Raw genomic sequence first — 16,518 nt, 5'->3', positions numbered from 1 at the left:
TATATAAACCTCCTTATTCCTTTGCACGATTCGTGTTTTGTTGTTCTATCATTTGGACAAAATTTTGCGCAGTCTTCGACAATTCATGATTCTTTAACCATATTAAACCTACCGATCCAGATAAACCAACTGCATCAGAGATTATAAGCATGTATCGGGTATCCGCTATGCTGTTTAAGTAAGGTCTCTGGTACAATAGATGTAGCAAAATCAGATGAAATTAAATCCATTAACAAGGTAATATCCGAGCATTCACCAACCATATTTGGCTGTAGTTGACATCGAGAAAAAGCCTCTATAATTAAATAATGCACACCTAACCCTTCTGTACTTGGTAGTAGTAAAGGATAATGTTCAAGTTCATCAAACGATACTTCATGTGTGAATACATTATGCTTATTCGATGTGATAAAATAAAACGGTTCTGCATGAAGATGAACAACAGAGAAATCATCCATATCAAGCGGTAAACGAATAATCGCTAGTTCTACCTTACGATCCCTAACTAATTTACAAAGATGCAACGATTCATTTTGTTGAATTTTATAAGTAACATTCGGATATTGTCTTTTAAATTGACGAAGAATGTCCGCGAGACCGGCAAAAGAAAAGGTATTGATACCGATCGTCAACGTTCCATATAATCCACGTCCTACATCCTTCACTTCCATTTTTGCCTCTTCCATTAATTGGTTCATTCGTAAGGCATATTTATAGAGTGCTTTTCCTGCCTCGGTTACCTCAAAAAACTTGCCACTTCTTTCTACTAATTTTGAACCCAACTCCTCTTCCATCGCTTTTAAATGCTGGCTTAATGGTGGCTGGGAAATATGAAGTCTTTCAGCAGCGGCAGAGATCTTTTTTTCCTCTACAATCGCTATAAAATATCGCAACTGTCTAATATCCATTTTAACACCTCCACTTTTATTATATGAAAAAGTTAAGTAAAATTAATTTTTTAAATATTTTTCATATAACTAACACCATGGTAGCATAAAAAGTATAAAGTGAAACTTACTTCAGTGGGGGTTTTGTTTATCCCCCAAGTGAGGAGCTTACTACCAGTTATATGTCGGGATAAAAGGAAAAAGGAGTTATATTCATGTATCGATTTATCCTAATATTATGTTTCTTTCTGCTAATTGGATGCCATGAATTTCCAAGTTCCTCCAACCATCACTCCACAGAAAAGAAGGTGAACACATTGAATCGACAATTATTTGATGCAGCTGAGAAAGGAAATACGAACGAGGTTCTAAAACTGCTTAAAGCTGGCGCTAACATCGATGCAACAAACAGAAGCGGAACTACACCTGTGCTTGCAGCCACCTATCATAATAGAGTAGAAACAGTAAAGCTCCTAATTAATCAAGGTGCTGATATTGATATTCGTGATGATAGCCTAAATAATGTGCTTCTATATGCTGGAGCAGAAGGATTATTGGAAATTGTAAAACTCTCCATCGAAGCAGGAGCAGATACCAATCTCACAAACCGATTTGGTGGAACAGCACTGATCCCAGCAGCAGAACGCGGCCATGTCAATATCGTTAAAGAACTGCTGACTCATTCGGATACCGATGTTAACCATATTAATAATCTACATTGGACAGCCTTGTTAGAGGCGGTAATACTAGGTGACGGTGGAGAGGATCATCAAGATATTGTAAAACTATTAGTTGATCATGGTGCCGACATTGATATGGGAGATAGAGAGGGAATTACCGCTCTACAACATGCACAGAATAACGGATATCAAGATATAGTAGCTATTCTAAGCAATGCAAAGTCAGCTAATTAATATCAAGAGAGGAGGAATTAAGAAGTGAAAAATGATTATTGGTTAACAAATGTCCGATTAGAAACGGGCTACCGCTATGGAAATAGCATGATTATCGGTACGGAGACAGAACATTTTCATATCCGTATTGTAGATGGAAAGGTTAATAAAATAATCCCAGCAAATATTCCTTTGGATACGAACGTCCCAAGGCACGATGCAAAGCATTATTTAATGCTACCAGCATTCAGAGATATGCATATTCATATCGACAAAACTTACTATGGGGGTAATTGGAGAGCACCAACACTGGCAACCAAAGGGATATGGACAAGACTTGAAGAAGAGGAAACATTACTTCGCCAATTACTACCTGTGGTCGAAGAAAGAGCAGGAATATTAATCAACCTCTTACTGCAGTCAGGATCCACTCATATTCGTACACATTGTAATGTCGATCCAATTATTGGTCTTAATAATTTAGAAGCGACGCTAAGAGCACTAGAAACGTTCAAAGATAAAGCTTCTGTGGAGATCGTTGCTTTCCCACAGCACGGGCTATTACGTAGCGATGCCGTATCTCTCATGAGAGAAGCGTTAAAAACTGGAGCTTCACTCGTAGGTGGTATCGATCCTGCCTCGATTGATAATCATATTGAGAAATCGTTACAAACTGTGTTCGACCTTGCAATTGAGGCTAATGCAGATATAGACATACATTTGCATGATCCTGGTCACCTTGGTATTTTTACATGTAGGCGATTGGCAGCAGTAACGGAGGAAGCTGGTTGGCAGGGAAGAGTCACTATTAGCCATGCCTTAGCTCTTGCAGACATAGCAACTGAAGAGGTAAGTGAGGTCGCAGCTTTATTAGCACACCATGGTATTTCAATCACCTCTTCTGTACCCCTTGGAAGAACCATCCCAATCCCGCTTTTACAAGAAAAAGGAGTAGCGGTATCACTTGGTGACGATAGTATCATCGATCACTGGTCTCCCTTTGGAAAAGGAGACAGCCTAGAAAAGGTAGGAACACTTGCCGAACGCTTTCATCTCAAAGACGAGCAATCACTTGGGCAGGCGCTAGGCTTTATTACTGGAGGAATCACGCCATTAAATCAAAATGGAGAGATGATTTGGCCAAAAGCTGGGGACGATGCTAACTTTGTCTTTGTAGATGCAAGCTGTTCTGCCGAAGCCGTTGCTAGGAGAGCGCAACGAATAGCAGTTTTATATAAAGGTAAGATTGTTGCAGGAGCAATGTAATCGTTAAAGAGAAAGGATAGAAAAAATATGAGTTCTACTTTTTGGCTAACCAATGCTAGATTGGAAACTGGCTATCAGGTTACTAATAATTCAATTACAGGTACCAAAACGGAAGCATTTCACCTCAAGATTTGTGACGGAAGAATCGCTAAAATTATATCTGCTAATGAATCACTGCCTGAGCATCTTCCCAAAAAAGATGTAAATCACTTGTTAATGCTACCATCTTTTGTTGAACAACATTGTCATTTAGATAAGACCTTACTAGGTGACCAATGGCATTCAGCAACCCCCGCGCCTACTATTTTTGATCGACTTAAACTAGAAAAAGAAACACGACAAACTTTAGATACGACCATTCAAGAAAGAGCAGAAAAATTATTGAATCGCTATTTAATGTATGGTGTTACACATGTACGTACCCATGTAGATATTTATCCAGAAATTGGCCTAAAGCACTTTGAAGAAGTTCAGAAGATATTACAAGCTTTTGCAGGAAAATTAACGTCTGAGATTGTTGCATTTCCACAACATGGATTATTACGTTCAGGTGTACAACATTTAGTTAGAGAAGCTTTAAAGCAAGGTGCTCAGTTTGTAGGAGGAGTTGATCCTGCGACAGTGGATGGTGATATTGAAGCATCTTTACAAGCCATGGTCGAGCTTGCTGTCGAAGGTAACGCAGGTATCGATTTACATTTACATGATCCAGACCATTTAGGTATCTTCACTATGAAAAGATTAGCAGAGCTAACCAAGGAGGCCGGTTTACAAGGTAAGGTTGCTATTAGCCATGCATTTGGTCTCGGTGAAATCTCTCCTTCGGAGGCAATGGAAGTAGCAGAGCAATTGGCTGAAGCAGGAATAACCATTATTACAAGTGTTCCCATTAATCGAAGAGTTCCACCTGTTGACTTATTACACAGTAAAGATGTGCCGGTTGCAGTTGGCTGTGATAATATTTTTGATGTTTGGTCACCATTTGGAAATGGCGATATATTAGAACGAGCGGGACGATTAGCAGAAATCTTTACGTGGATAGATGAACCCGCACTCGCACAAACACTTTCCTATATTACGGATGGCAAAACACCGTTAAATCTTGAAGGTAAGCAAATATGGCCTTGCCTTGGAGATGATGCGAATATGGTTTTTGTGGACGCAAGCTGTTCTGCTGAAGCAGTAGCTAGAAGATCACAGCGAGCAGCAACGATGTTTAAAGGAGAAATTGTATCAGGTACTTTTTAAGCAGGAACACCCTTGTTACATCCAAAAAATCTCCTACTTTATATATAATTAATTAAATCTAAATAATACGCCTTTAGTTGCTCTTTTAACGAAACAGGCTCAACAATTCGTATGGTTTTTCCAAAGCTAGCTAGGTAACGAATGATAAAGTCTACTTCAGTAGGCTCATAAGTTCCGACCAAATAATAATCATTATGTTCTTCTTTTATTTTCATAGAGGGGAACTGGCTCTGTATGAATTGCTCGATGCCTGTTTTTGTTATCTCACATTTAAACGGAATAGCTTGATCTGTAGGCTTCCAGAAAACATGTGCATTTTCTATAGTGATACCTTCTACGTCTATCATATCCACATCCTCCACTACCTCTATTGACTTTATCCGATCACAGCGAAAGACACGATACGCTTTTTTATTCAAATCAAGAGATTGGCAATACCAATAGCCCTTCATAGCATAGATAGAAATAGGTTGAATACGGCGAATTGTCGTCTGCTTTTCTGTGGTATAGACTATCGACAAAATTTGATTATTAGTCGAAGCTAATAGAAGCTCTTCTAAATAAGCACATTCATGTAGCTGCTCTGCATGAAAGAATGCGACTCGTTTTTGCAAGCTATCTATTTGCTTTCGCTGTTTTGTCGTGAGTCCTTCTAAAAACTTTTCATGAACGGAACGATAGGATATTTCAAATGGCGTACTCGTAAAGCTCTGTAGTGCCTGCATGGCAAAATAAAGCGCGAACACTTCTTGACTTGAAAATGAAATCGGCGGCAAAGTAATTGGTTTTACTAAACGGTATCCGCCGTATCTCCCATATTCGGCGTATAAAGGTACGCCCATCTCCTCAAGTGAAGCTATATCTCGAAGTGCAGTCCGTTTCGAAATTTGAAATTCATTGATGACATCTTTTAGTGTAAAACGTTGCCGTTGATTAACGAAACGAAGCATTTGATTTAAGCGCTCACTTTTTTTCATAAAATCCCCCTTAATAGTGCCAATAGTTGTCACCTTTATTCTATATACTCATCAGTATAACAAACGAAGGAGGCATTTCAATGAATGTTGAGGTTATTCCTTTCCTATCTTTAAACGGACAAGGAGCAAGAGCAATTGCATTTTATGAGCAATATTTAGAGGCTACGGTTCTATTCAAAAAAACTTATAAAGAAATGAAGGACATGGACCCAAAGTTTACGTACGCAAAAGGGCAAGAGGACTATATTACACATTCTGTCTTACAAATTGGATCGAACAAGCTGATGATTGCCGAGGAAGCAATGGATCAAACCCGCTCCTGGCAGTTAAATAACAGCTCGTCTTTATGTGTTCAAGCAAAGGACTATAACGCGATTTATACTATCTATGCAAATCTTCTAAAGCATGAAGACGTCCACATTTTAATACCCTTTGAAAAAAATGCATTTAGTTCTGGATATGGTATTGTAAGAGATCCCTTTGGAGTGATTATTCAATTAGCCGTAACGAAACATGAATTTTAGACTTCTAAAGCCTACGCGACTAAACCTAATGAGGATGGAACATAACGAAATCAGTATAGTGAACTACTCCCACCACTTACCACCCTTACGGGTTGCTTGAAGTGGGGGCTTCTTGGGTAATCGCCACTTTTGGTAGCTGACGAAATGGACCAAGCTAACCCTCTTGTTACAAGAGTTTATATTTTCATTAGGCACTTGCTAATAAGCGAATGCCTTCTTTTTTGATATGGAGAGCTGAATTATAATCTCTTTCGGGATTTAGCCCACACGAACAAGCGTAAGTTCTAATTTCTATAGGCATTGGTTGGGTATTTCCGCAACTCGAACAAGTTTGGTAGATGGGAACCATTTATCAAACTTGTTCGAGTTGTTTCCCTTGTTCTTTTAGTTTGTACTGTAAGAAAGAAGTGAACATTCCCCATCCATTGAAAAATCTAAGCCAACAACTTTTTCAATTTCCTTCCTTTTTATCTCCTTCTCGTACTCTGTAAGAATAGAAATATAGTATTTTCCTGATGAAGTCATAGACAAGGTACAAGATTTGATGTTGTACTCCGAAGGAATTGCTCGCATCTTGAACAGCTGTACTTACTCATGGATCAAATTGTCCTGTTCAATGCCTAATTTCATAGCAACAGTTATTCGTTTTTTTCCATTACTGCAAAATAATTTTCTTCACTATCTGCAAAGTTAAAGACTTTTCCCGAAGGCATATTTACCATTTCACCAACTGTGACGCCTTTGCTAGATAAATCCTTATATAGCTTTTCTAGATTGTCAGTAAAAAACATCAAGGAAGGTGTATCGAGATTTAATTCAGGCTCCATTTTTGCAATAACGCTTTTATCATGAAGTACTATCCTTGTTTCGGCTTCCATTGTTGGAGCAATCTCAATCCATCTCATTCCCTGACCATTATTTTCATCAGTAATGACCTGAAAACCTACCTTTTCTCTCCAAAAACGCACTGCTTCATCTTGATTATTTACATACAGCATGAGCTGCCCTACTTTATTAATCATTCTATTACCTCCGTATCTGTTATCATCTCCTTATTTATTTCTACATTCATCGCAAATATCCTTTTCATTTCATCTAGAACTGCATGAATAAATGGAGGACTAATAAATATACACTCCTTATCCACTTCCATTCAGTTTCCATAGCCTCAAAAATTATATTTATTTAATTTTTCTTTTATAACCATCATCGAAGTATGAATTTCATGTATCTCACTTTCAGATAGTCCGCTAAACAATTGATTTATTTGTTGATCTGACTGAATATTAATTTTAGCTAGCTGTTCCTCTCCTTTTTTTGTTAAAAAGAGAAAGTTTTTTCTATTGTCTCTTGCTGAGCTTTTTTTCTCTATTAATGCTTCCTTCTCTAATTTACGCAAAATCCTGCTCATATAGCTTTTATCCATATTAAGTTTTTGAACGAGATTATTCGCAATACATTCAGTTTCTTCGCTAATTTCGAATAATATGCGTGCCTCGGTTAATGAATAATCTGTATCTAGAATGTGGTTATTAAATAAACCAAGTACCTTTGTATAAAATCGATTGAATTGCCTGATATCATAAATAATTTCTTTATCCATACGTTCTCCTTTAGTTGACTTTGTCCACTTTTAATAATACTATAACTATACCCTTGAAATGTTGACTTAGTCAACTTTTTAAGGGGAGAACAGTTTAACAATCTTTCGTAATCTTTAATGAGAACTATTTGGAGGGGGTATTATATGATTATTCGAGAAATTAAACAAGAAGACAATGCACAAATAAAAAAGATCATACAGGATTCACTAAAATCACTTGGTTTAGCGATTCCTGGTACAGCTTATTTTGACCCTCAACTTAACGATCTTCACCAATATTATACGGAGTTAAAACATGCGAACTATTGGGTGGTAGAAATGGAAGGAGAAGTTGTTGGCGGAATTGGTATAGCACCGTTTAACGAACATGACCATGTTTGCGAATTGCAAAAGCTCTACGTAAGTCCAAAAACGCAAGGTTTAGGATTTGCAAGGAACCTGATGGAAACAGCTCTATCATTTGCATCTAAACATTATTCAAAGTGCTACTTAGAAACACAACATGAATTAACAGCTGCATGTATATTATATAAAAAATTTGGATTCTCTCTTTTGGATGAACCACTGTCTGGTTCTGACCATTCCGCCATGAATGCGTGGTATATAAGAGATTTGAATTAGTTATTAATAAACTTCTTTTTAATGCTATATACATCCATAAATTTCAATCATTACCAAAGAAGTGTTCTTTCATAAAGTGAAACTTCAATTAACGGGGGGCTTACTGCTAGTTATATGCGGGATAAACAAAAGCGCAAGTGCCCGATTAGAAACGTAGCGACTGGAGCGAGTCAACGGAGATAATTAATCACGGTGTGCTTGCGAGCCGATGATGATTTAGATTAGGACGATTCGTGAAGTCCTCTAGTTTCTGGGTGCTGTGCTGGACGCCGCCCAACACGCCCATATCCACATGGGCACTTTTATAATTTCCTAGACTAGAATAAAAGATGGGATGAATATATAGTTTTCACACCATCTTTTTAAACTACTCTACAAATAATACTGGCTTTTGTTTTGATTAAAGCTTAACAGCTATTCCTGCCGTTTCTTTAAAGAAATTTTTATATAGTAGTATATCCAAATCTGTACTTCTTTTTCTTCAGTCACCGTTATTTTTTATGTCATGGTCATTTACAGGCATTTTCGTACCAGTAAAGGGATTTAACTCATATGTCATATCTCGATTGTAATCCTTTTCTGTTTTCCGAACATTTTTTCCTAAAGCAACAAAATACATTATAAAAGGCACAAAAGCAATGAGTATAACAATTCTTATTATCCAATCCATTGAATATACCTCCCTTTATTTTGTATTACGTCCTTTAATTAATTAAGTTTCACCTTTTCCCAAAACGCTACTATTATACGAAACATGGGGTCATTGTGAAAAAAACACGAACTAGAATGAATAAAAACACTCAAAATTGAAAGAGGTGGCCCACTATCAACAAAAAAGCGAAATCAAGTACTGACAACAGTAATCTTATTTATTTCATTTAACTATATTTAATCGTTTTATAAAAAGGCTGAATTATTTTTTGGTTACGTAGCTATTCTTGAATGAACTAAGAAAAATTCTTGAAGCTATACTTGGGAATATAACAAAGATGACTAGACATCGTCAGTTAACCAAAAATACAACACCTATTTAATTTCAACTTATTGACCTACACTAAGGTTTTAGTTTTGTTAGCATACTTCATAGGTTCAGGTAATAAAAGGTTTAATATAGCTGCTCCTACTAAAATAACAATTGATAAGTAAAAGGAAATGTTATAACTACCTGTCTCACTATAAAACAGCCCTGGTAAATAAGCACCTAATGCTGATCCTATTTGATGACTTAGAAATAACCATCCTAAGATAAATCCAATGGAATATTCTTTAAAATATTGAGTAGCCAATAATTGAGTAGGAGCTACAGTTGCAAAATCAACTAATCCAAATAGCACTGCAAAAACAATTAGTAAACCAGAATTATGACTATATAATAGAATACAAATTGATATTGCTCTAACTACATATAGAAAGAATAACATTTTCCGACTGCTCCAACGATCAGCTACTACACCAGATATTAAGATTCCTAAAATATTAAATCCAGCAAGTATACTTATAGCTGCACTAGTGACACTTGTTGAAAAACCATGATCATGTGAAAATGGAATTAGGTGTGTATCCATTAATCCTGTGGTAGTAAAACCACAAATAGCAAAAGGTAAAATTAAGAACCAAAATTCTCTTTTTAGAAATACTTGCCATATCGAAAGGTTTGTATTTAAAGCTTTCTTTGCGTCTATGTCTTCTTCAATAACTTCCCCGCCAATAGGGGATAACCCCTTTTCTTTAGGATGATTTCGTAAAATTAAAAGGACAATTGGAAAGACAACGAAAATTAAAAAAGCACCTAAAATAATAACAGTCATTTTCCAATTAAACCAATGGATTAACATGAGAGAACCTGGAACAAGAAACATTTGACCAGCACCAAAACCTGCTTCCATAATCCCAAATGCAAGGCCACGCTTTTCATTAAACCAATTAGTTACAACCACTGTTGCAGCTACATTAGAGGCTCCTCCTACACCAAGAGAAACCATAATTCCATAAAGAAAAAATAACTGCCAAGGGTGATGTACAAAAGAAGTAAGTAAAATACTTATTCCTACTAGAAAAGTGCTGAAGGATAAAATAATACGAGCACCTAATTTATCAACTAGCCTGCCAATGATTGGTTGGGAAAGTCCATAAACAATAAAGCTTAAAGTTGAAATAAGGGAAATTGTTCCTCTATCCATTGAAAATTCAGATTCCCATGGTTCTACAAAAGCACCAAATGAAAGGCGTACACCTTGAACAGCTAAAAAAGTTAAAAATGTCACAAAAACGATAATCCAACCATAATGAAATTTTATCTTCATATCTTCTCCTAAAAAAATAATTATTTGGTCCTTAGATCTAAATCCCAACGTTCTTCTATTAAAGTAGATCCCCACAATGATTTTTCTTCTTTTTCTGCTGTTATTTCAAATCCAAATTTTTTATATAATGGTCTGGCAGTTACCATATCACTAACCGTCCAAAGAAAAATTCGTTCAAAATTATGTTCTTTGCAATATTGAACTAAAGATTTAATAAGTTGAGTGCCCACTCCCTTTTTTTGAAATGCTGGATTTACTAGGAACCACCTTAACTGTCCGGTCTCGCTTCCATCATTTACTAAACCAATACAGCCTGCAAACTGTCCACAACTTTCCGCTATCCAGATCCTTTCTATTTCAGAGTCAAAGGTCTCATGAAGATATGCTAAAAAACTTTTATCCCATTTGTATACTTGGCTATAAAATAACCATTGCTGTTCAATCATGTTTTTTATATCTTCCGAAGTATAATAGCTCCGGATAGTAACGGCTTCTTCTTTATCTTGAAATGAATGAGAAAGAATTTCTTGTATCGTATTCATTGAAGAAATCAGCTTTCGTTTTTGACCATCTTCCAAACCTTCAAGAATATATCCCACTTGCTGATTAGCCTTCTTCTCCAGCTCTTTGTATATTAATTCTCCATGATTCGTGACATATAGATGATAATTACGACCATCATCTTTACATTTTTGCTTATAAATCATTTTTTCCATTTCGAATTTTTTAATAATTCTACTTACATAACCACCATCTAAATCTAATTTTTCTTGAATATGTTTAGCTGTACAATTTCTAGTGTTATAAATCTCAAATAAAATACGAGTTTCCGTTAAAGAAAAAGGACTATCGTAGATATGTTCATTTAAAAAGCCTAGAATTTCTGTGTAAAACCGGTTGAATTTCCGTAACTCAAAACCACATTCATTTTGTTCATTATTCATATTGCACACCTCTTCCAAAGTCTAATAATTTATTAAATACATAATTATTTCATAATTTTAAACAAAATACTTGCTTTAGTCAATTATTTATTTTTTTCTCCCTCTTCGTAGAACCTCAAGTTAGCTACATAATCTTCGTAAAGCATGCTCATAATAATTTCATCCGAATATGTATTCTTCAAATATAAGGATTGTCTTAAAATGCCTTCTTTTTGAAAGCCAGCTTTTTCATAAGACTTTATGCCACGAATATTATGTGAGAAGACTTGCAGCTCTAAGCGATTTAAGTTTAATTCCTCAAATGTAAATTTTTGTGCAAGCCGTGTAGCTTCTGTCCCATACCCTTTTCCATAGTTGTCCTTACTATGAAGCGCTATTCTAAACATTGCCTTTTTATTATGTTCATCAATTTCTTGAATCGATAAATCACCTATAATTTGGCCATTTTCTAATAAACAAATAGCTAAATCATGACGCGTCTCATCTTGGCTAAAGCTTTTATAAGCATTAACCACCTCCTCCATTGTAAATACGTTACGTGTGCCAGTCATGTATAACCCTTCATCCTCTTGGCATCCCTTAAATATACTTTCCATATCACTATCACAGATAGGTCTTATGTATACATAACTTCCTTTGATCATGTTTATAACCCCTTCTTTGATAATTTTTACTTAACCATATCAACTTATCTTCTATTTAAATAGATCGTTTTATAAATAGCTATGCCTAAAACAATGATGAAACGTTTTTGACATCATGAAAGGCACTAACAAGTGATTTGTCAGTGCCTTTCATTCATCTAGAATAGACTATTTTTTTAACCGTTTCTGTAGATAAATAATATTGTATTGCCAAAGCTTCAATTGGTGTTCCACAAGTAAAAGCTTTCCTTATAAGCCATTTATGCCAGCCCCTTAATTAATATAAATAAAAATAAGCATGCAAAGCCAATTTATAAGAAATGAATCCTAAGCAAATTATACAAATTGCTCATGTAAAAATCCGTCTTCTATTGCCATTTTCCAATTAAACTGTTGGTACCAGAAATAAGGCCACCATAAGCTTCATTTGTGATATAACCTCTGTCTTTTTGTCGATCAAGTAACCGCTTAAACCCTTTCAAGTGTTTCACAATCTTTTCTTCTTCTTTTTTCTGTTCAAATCGTTCCACCACGGTCAGATGTATGTTCAAAGCATGCACAGTGCTTTTCTTTTTAAAAGCACCAATTTCATCATAATAGTCAACTAATGCACGTAAATCGGCTATTGTTGATACTGGTACTGCCTGCTCGATGCGAAGATTATCCAATATAAATGTACCTTCCCCAGTGTCCATATTTACGGATGTGCCATCATTAAAGAGACCGATATAGGTTTGACCATTTTCTGAGCCAGTAATGGTAAACTCTGCTGTGTTTGTTTTTATAGATGCTGGGAGTAATTCATTCGTTGTTAATCCATTTGCCTTGTCGATATTTCGAACATCAATCGCTTGGTCACCAACGATGAAGCGATACGAATCAGCAGTTGTTTGATAGTCAAAGCTCACTTTATACGTTACACCTGGTTTAAAATGAAAGTGTTGTGGAATAGTTCGGTATACTAATCCACTGTTTCCGGTATTCACCTTCAGAGACCAATTCCCCTCAAGTACATCATCAACTATTTTTTTGCCTGCCCAACCTTTTTGTGTATATGGTGTATGAAGCTCTGCCAAGTGAATGCGGTTATCTTCTGCACCCTCTGTATTACCTACAACAAAAGGATAAATTCCCTGGACAACTGTTTCAAAATCCTGTTCAAATACACCTGGTGAGCTGTAATTATTCAATGAACTTTGCACAATTCGGATGTCATCAAATCTTGTATTCCCTTCCCCGGCTTCACGGCCAAGCGATAATATAGCTGTATCACTTTCAGCGATAAAACTTACTTGCATCCGCTGCATATTACTGTTGTATCCATCATTTGTGGCATGTGAATCAGCTTTTACGTAGTTCTTTTGTAAGCTACGCAATGTATAATTGCTAACCTCCTCTACGCCACCATAACAGAAATTGAAGCCTGCCCATCACTATTGTTCTCCACATATACTTCTGCTACATATTCCGCTCCAGGTTCTAAATCGGTTATCGTTCGAGTTACAATTGTCTCTTTTTTCGGACTGTCCATATTCAAATAATAGTCGCCACTGCTTAAATTTCGAGCATCCTCTGCTTGGTCTGTTCTATTTACACTGACAGCTTTCTTATCACCTTTAACCTTTGTAAACTTATCTTTAATTGTCCCTGTATTAAACCCAGAATCATGAATATGGTTACCAGTACTCCATTCCTCAACCTTTATTTGTTGATCGTCGCCAGCAACAATAATATAAGGAGTTGCTGCTTCCGCGTTCAGTGTAATTTGATTATCAACTACCTCTACCTCATGCATATCCGTTCTACCTTGATCTGTTAGCTTATAAACTTTTAGACTCGCAGCATCCTCGTATTCATTCGGAAGTGTCCATGTAGTCTCTCCACCTTCCAAATTCCAGTGATATAGTTTATTAGAATCAGGTGTTGGTTTCTCGAAATCCTGCTCGATCCATGGCAGCAAATACGTATGACCGTCAAGTATGACATTGTCATTAAGACGAATGATTCGTTCTCTCGAATCATTTTTTCGTCTCACTTCAACTTGATCTCCATTGCTTGGATCCTTTAACTTGATTGCTTTTTCTAAATTGGTTTTCGTTGGGTCACCTTCTGTTGTTTCCCAATTCATTACATAATATTTTTGTAAAAACTTCGTCGGTAAATTCGTATCAAATGTCATGCGAATGAAGTGATCGAAGTTCTTATCCGATTGCCATCCTTCAAAACCAGCTAACTCAAATCCACCAAGTAATGGATGATCCGCTGTACCTCCCACTTCTGGCCAATTTAGTACCCAGGAATCTTTTTGATGATTACTAATAAAACGAAGCACTTCAGAGTTAATACCCTTGCTTGCTGAGCCACCATAATTTTTGTCCGTTGCCCAATGCTGCCATGTGGAATAATTTGGAACAGCTGTACCAAATTCTGTTGTCATCCTCCACCCTCTGTCCACAATTTGCTCAGCAATCCGATCGGACTCCCATTGATCCTGATACCAAACATCTAGGTATATAAAATCAAGTTCAGGTGCGGCTGCTTTTAATTCATCCAATCTTTGAGCACGTGCACCCGAGTACAAATCTTTCAATTTATCAATAGTGTATGACTGGTCTAACCACCCCCACCCTTTGGCATTAGGACCGTTAATCAAATCGTCACTAAAAGCATCTGCTTCTGGATACGTTTCTTGGGCATTAATGTGAACACCAAATTCCGCATTGTACTGATGACCCTCTTCAATAAGTTTGTTTAAATCTATTGAACCACCCATACGCTCGCCAATATCACCGTAATCTGGGTGAGCACTGTCATGTCCTTCATTTCCATAACCTTTAAGCAGAACAGCCTGTCCTAATCCATCTGTTGCAAGTGCTACCTTTTTAACATTGTCTAGCGTTTTCAGAAATGGCTGCTGGGTCTGTGAGCCAAAATTCATGGCAATGCGCATGCCTACATTATTGTTTACGTTTTCCGATCCCTTAATCGTCTGCATAATATCACGGTATGCAATTGCTCCGTCCTGCCAATCTACGTTGTTATCTGCGTTTAAATCCTCTGCAATGGCAATTTTTATGGTCGGCTTATTAGAGGATGGTTCTGACATAAACTCCCTATGGTAATAAAGAGCGTTGGATGCAATACCTAGCGCTTTATTACCATTACCATTTACGTACCGGTTGGCAATCAAGTTATGGTAGCCATCTACTTCTGAACTGGACCATACCCCTGCACTTAGTTCGTTTGTTGACAGGAAGGCAGCATAGTACCCCTTTGAACTTCCTATTTCCTCCATTGATGAGTCTACATTCACAGTCGTATCACCGGGCTTGGTAACATCACTACTGAGATTGGTTAATTTAGCATTTGCATCAGCTTGCGAAGCATTTACTGAGATAAAATTCATATCTGCAAATTCGATTGTTTCAATGGTGGTATTCCCGTTATTATTTATTTCCTCAAAGCTATAAACAACCTTATTGCCATTCACTTTTAGTGAAAGGGTAAACGTAGCATCAAGGTCCTCAAACTCATCCTGAACAGCTAGCGTATAAATCACTTCCTGATCACTAACCTTTTCAAAGCTTACTTCAGGATAGTAAAGCATATTATTTATTTTTAATCCATAAACTGGTGATAGCTGCCCATTCATTACACTGTTACCAACAGAGTATTTGATTACTCTAGGAAACACTTCATCAATTGTTACATTCATATAATCTGAGCTTATTGTCTGCTCTATTGGCTCTAGATCTGGTGGATCTGGAGGCATGTACTCCTTCATATGCACATTCGAAATCGTAATATTAGCAGCTCCGCGGCTCTTCTCTAAGCCAATTAATCCCGCTTTATCTACACCACCAGACTGCGTCCATGATCCTATTTTTTCATCATTAATGAAGAGCGTTGCTGAATCATTAATAAATCGTACACGCAAATGGTATGTTTGGTCTGCCTCTATCGCCATCCCTTTCGTTAGCGAAGTCCATTTGTTCACTGGACCGAAGAGCTCATGGAAGTACTGATTGTTCTGATCCTCCGTTCCCACATACGTATACGCAGAGGGATCTTGTACTCGAAAAATAACTCCGAAACGATTCAAATCTGTATCTGATGTAATGTCTGCTTCAAAAATACCATTTTTCATTTCTTCCATATTTTTATAGACTATTTTATTTTTTCCGCTCGATGTAATTCCAAATGTTGCAGACCCATCATCGTGATAGGTTATCGTACCGTCACCTTGAATAATTTCTAAGTCCCCTTCTTCCAAGTTCTCATCATTAATTTCTGTCTGATTACTAGTAGAATCAATAGTTTGTAATCCCTCCCCGCTTGGTGATTCTTTTGAATTTTCATCCTTTTTTCCAATTTTCTCCTCCACTGCAGATCTCATGTTGCTGTTCCCCTTTTGCTGTGTGATTTCAGTTGTTTCATCTCCAGCAGAAGTATCTTGATTCCAACCTTCTGCATAAGCTGATGAGCGATTAATTATACTTAGATAAGAAACAGTTAACATAAATGCTAGTAACACTGTACATACTTTCTGTGCACATTTTTTTATCATTGATCCATTTACCTCCTTTATTTTAATAACTTAAATTAGAT

The 16,518-nt window shown here is 36.6% G+C and carries 13 protein-coding genes and 3 pseudogenes; 5 read left to right on the top strand and 11 right to left on the bottom strand.

Translation table 11 applies throughout. The features are described 5' to 3' along the window. Positions 1–13: 13 nt before the first annotated feature. Positions 14–908 (bottom strand): annotated as a pseudogene (locus Q1A47_RS03660) (LysR family transcriptional regulator). Positions 909–1,204: 296 nt separating this feature from the next. Here Q1A47_RS03660 and Q1A47_RS03655 point away from each other — a divergent pair. The 3 genes from Q1A47_RS03655 to Q1A47_RS03645 are packed head-to-tail and all read left to right on the top strand — an operon-like array spanning position 1,205 to position 4,294. Continuing rightward, entirely contained in the window at positions 1,205–1,801 is a 597-nt protein-coding gene (locus tag Q1A47_RS03655) for an ankyrin repeat domain-containing protein (RefSeq protein ID WP_026682118.1), read from the top strand. A gap of 24 nt (positions 1,802–1,825) precedes the next feature. Beyond that, a complete protein-coding gene (locus tag Q1A47_RS03650; RefSeq protein WP_166529858.1) occupies positions 1,826–3,046 on the top strand; it encodes an amidohydrolase family protein in 1,221 nt (406 codons plus the stop codon). Between the two features lie 27 nt (positions 3,047–3,073). Then, complete coding sequence (locus Q1A47_RS03645; protein ID WP_026682116.1) at positions 3,074–4,294, top strand: amidohydrolase; 1,221 nt, start codon at positions 3,074–3,076, stop codon at positions 4,292–4,294. Positions 4,295–4,332: 38 nt separating this feature from the next. Here the strand turns inward: Q1A47_RS03645 and Q1A47_RS03640 are convergent, their stop codons facing one another. Beyond that, positions 4,333–5,271: a YafY family protein gene (locus tag Q1A47_RS03640; protein ID WP_026682115.1), complete on the bottom strand. Its 939-nt coding sequence runs from the start codon at positions 5,269–5,271 to the stop codon at positions 4,333–4,335. A gap of 80 nt (positions 5,272–5,351) precedes the next feature. Here Q1A47_RS03640 and Q1A47_RS03635 point away from each other — a divergent pair, with 80 nt between their 5' ends. Further along, positions 5,352–5,795 carry a VOC family protein gene (locus Q1A47_RS03635; RefSeq protein ID WP_166529859.1) on the top strand — a complete coding sequence of 148 codons (444 nt, stop codon included), beginning with the start codon at positions 5,352–5,354 and terminating at the stop codon, positions 5,793–5,795. Positions 5,796–5,982: 187 nt separating this feature from the next. Here Q1A47_RS03635 and Q1A47_RS03630 read toward each other — a convergent pair. From Q1A47_RS03630 to Q1A47_RS03615, 4 genes and pseudogenes are all read right to left on the bottom strand, one after another. Continuing rightward, a pseudogene (locus Q1A47_RS03630) lies at positions 5,983–6,389 on the bottom strand (zinc ribbon domain-containing protein); the annotation flags it as partial. A 44-nt stretch (positions 6,390–6,433) separates the two neighbouring features. Continuing rightward, positions 6,434–6,817, bottom strand: coding sequence for a VOC family protein (locus Q1A47_RS03625; protein WP_166529860.1), 384 nt, complete (start codon positions 6,815–6,817; stop codon positions 6,434–6,436). Next, entirely contained in the window at positions 6,814–6,942 is a 129-nt protein-coding gene (locus Q1A47_RS03620) for a hypothetical protein (protein ID WP_299630628.1), read from the bottom strand. The genes Q1A47_RS03625 and Q1A47_RS03620 overlap by 4 nt, the downstream gene beginning before the upstream one ends. Positions 6,943–6,963: 21 nt before the next feature. After that, positions 6,964–7,398: a MarR family winged helix-turn-helix transcriptional regulator gene (locus tag Q1A47_RS03615; protein ID WP_026682112.1), complete on the bottom strand. Its 435-nt coding sequence runs from the start codon at positions 7,396–7,398 to the stop codon at positions 6,964–6,966. 144 nt (positions 7,399–7,542) lie between these two features. Here Q1A47_RS03615 and Q1A47_RS03610 point away from each other — a divergent pair, with 144 nt between their 5' ends. After that, a complete protein-coding gene (locus Q1A47_RS03610; RefSeq protein WP_026682111.1) occupies positions 7,543–8,019 on the top strand; it encodes a GNAT family N-acetyltransferase in 477 nt (158 codons plus the stop codon). Positions 8,020–8,500: 481 nt separating this feature from the next. Here the strand turns inward: Q1A47_RS03610 and Q1A47_RS03605 are convergent, their stop codons facing one another. The 5 genes and pseudogenes from Q1A47_RS03605 to Q1A47_RS03585 form a co-directional block, all read right to left on the bottom strand. Continuing rightward, on the bottom strand, positions 8,501–8,689 hold the full coding sequence (locus Q1A47_RS03605; RefSeq protein ID WP_026682110.1) for a hypothetical protein: 189 nt from the start codon (positions 8,687–8,689) through the stop codon (positions 8,501–8,503). Between the two features lie 379 nt (positions 8,690–9,068). Beyond that, complete coding sequence (locus tag Q1A47_RS03600; RefSeq protein ID WP_166529861.1) at positions 9,069–10,322, bottom strand: MFS transporter; 1,254 nt, start codon at positions 10,320–10,322, stop codon at positions 9,069–9,071. A 20-nt stretch (positions 10,323–10,342) separates the two neighbouring features. Then, positions 10,343–11,266: a helix-turn-helix domain-containing GNAT family N-acetyltransferase gene (locus tag Q1A47_RS03595; protein ID WP_166529862.1), complete on the bottom strand. Its 924-nt coding sequence runs from the start codon at positions 11,264–11,266 to the stop codon at positions 10,343–10,345. Between the two features lie 83 nt (positions 11,267–11,349). Then, entirely contained in the window at positions 11,350–11,910 is a 561-nt protein-coding gene (locus Q1A47_RS03590) for a GNAT family N-acetyltransferase (RefSeq protein ID WP_166529863.1), read from the bottom strand. A gap of 368 nt (positions 11,911–12,278) precedes the next feature. Beyond that, positions 12,279–16,201, bottom strand: a pseudogene (locus tag Q1A47_RS03585) (endo-alpha-N-acetylgalactosaminidase family protein); the annotation flags it as partial. Positions 16,202–16,518: the final 317 nt, after the last annotated feature.

Origin of the sequence: uncultured Virgibacillus sp. (assembly GCF_947495635.1) — a bacterium.
In the GTDB taxonomy this organism is placed as follows: domain Bacteria; phylum Bacillota; class Bacilli; order Bacillales; family Amphibacillaceae; genus Virgibacillus; species Virgibacillus salarius.
The sequence above is the reverse complement of the archived record's forward strand: the minus strand, read 5'-3'. Positions and strand labels throughout refer to the sequence as shown.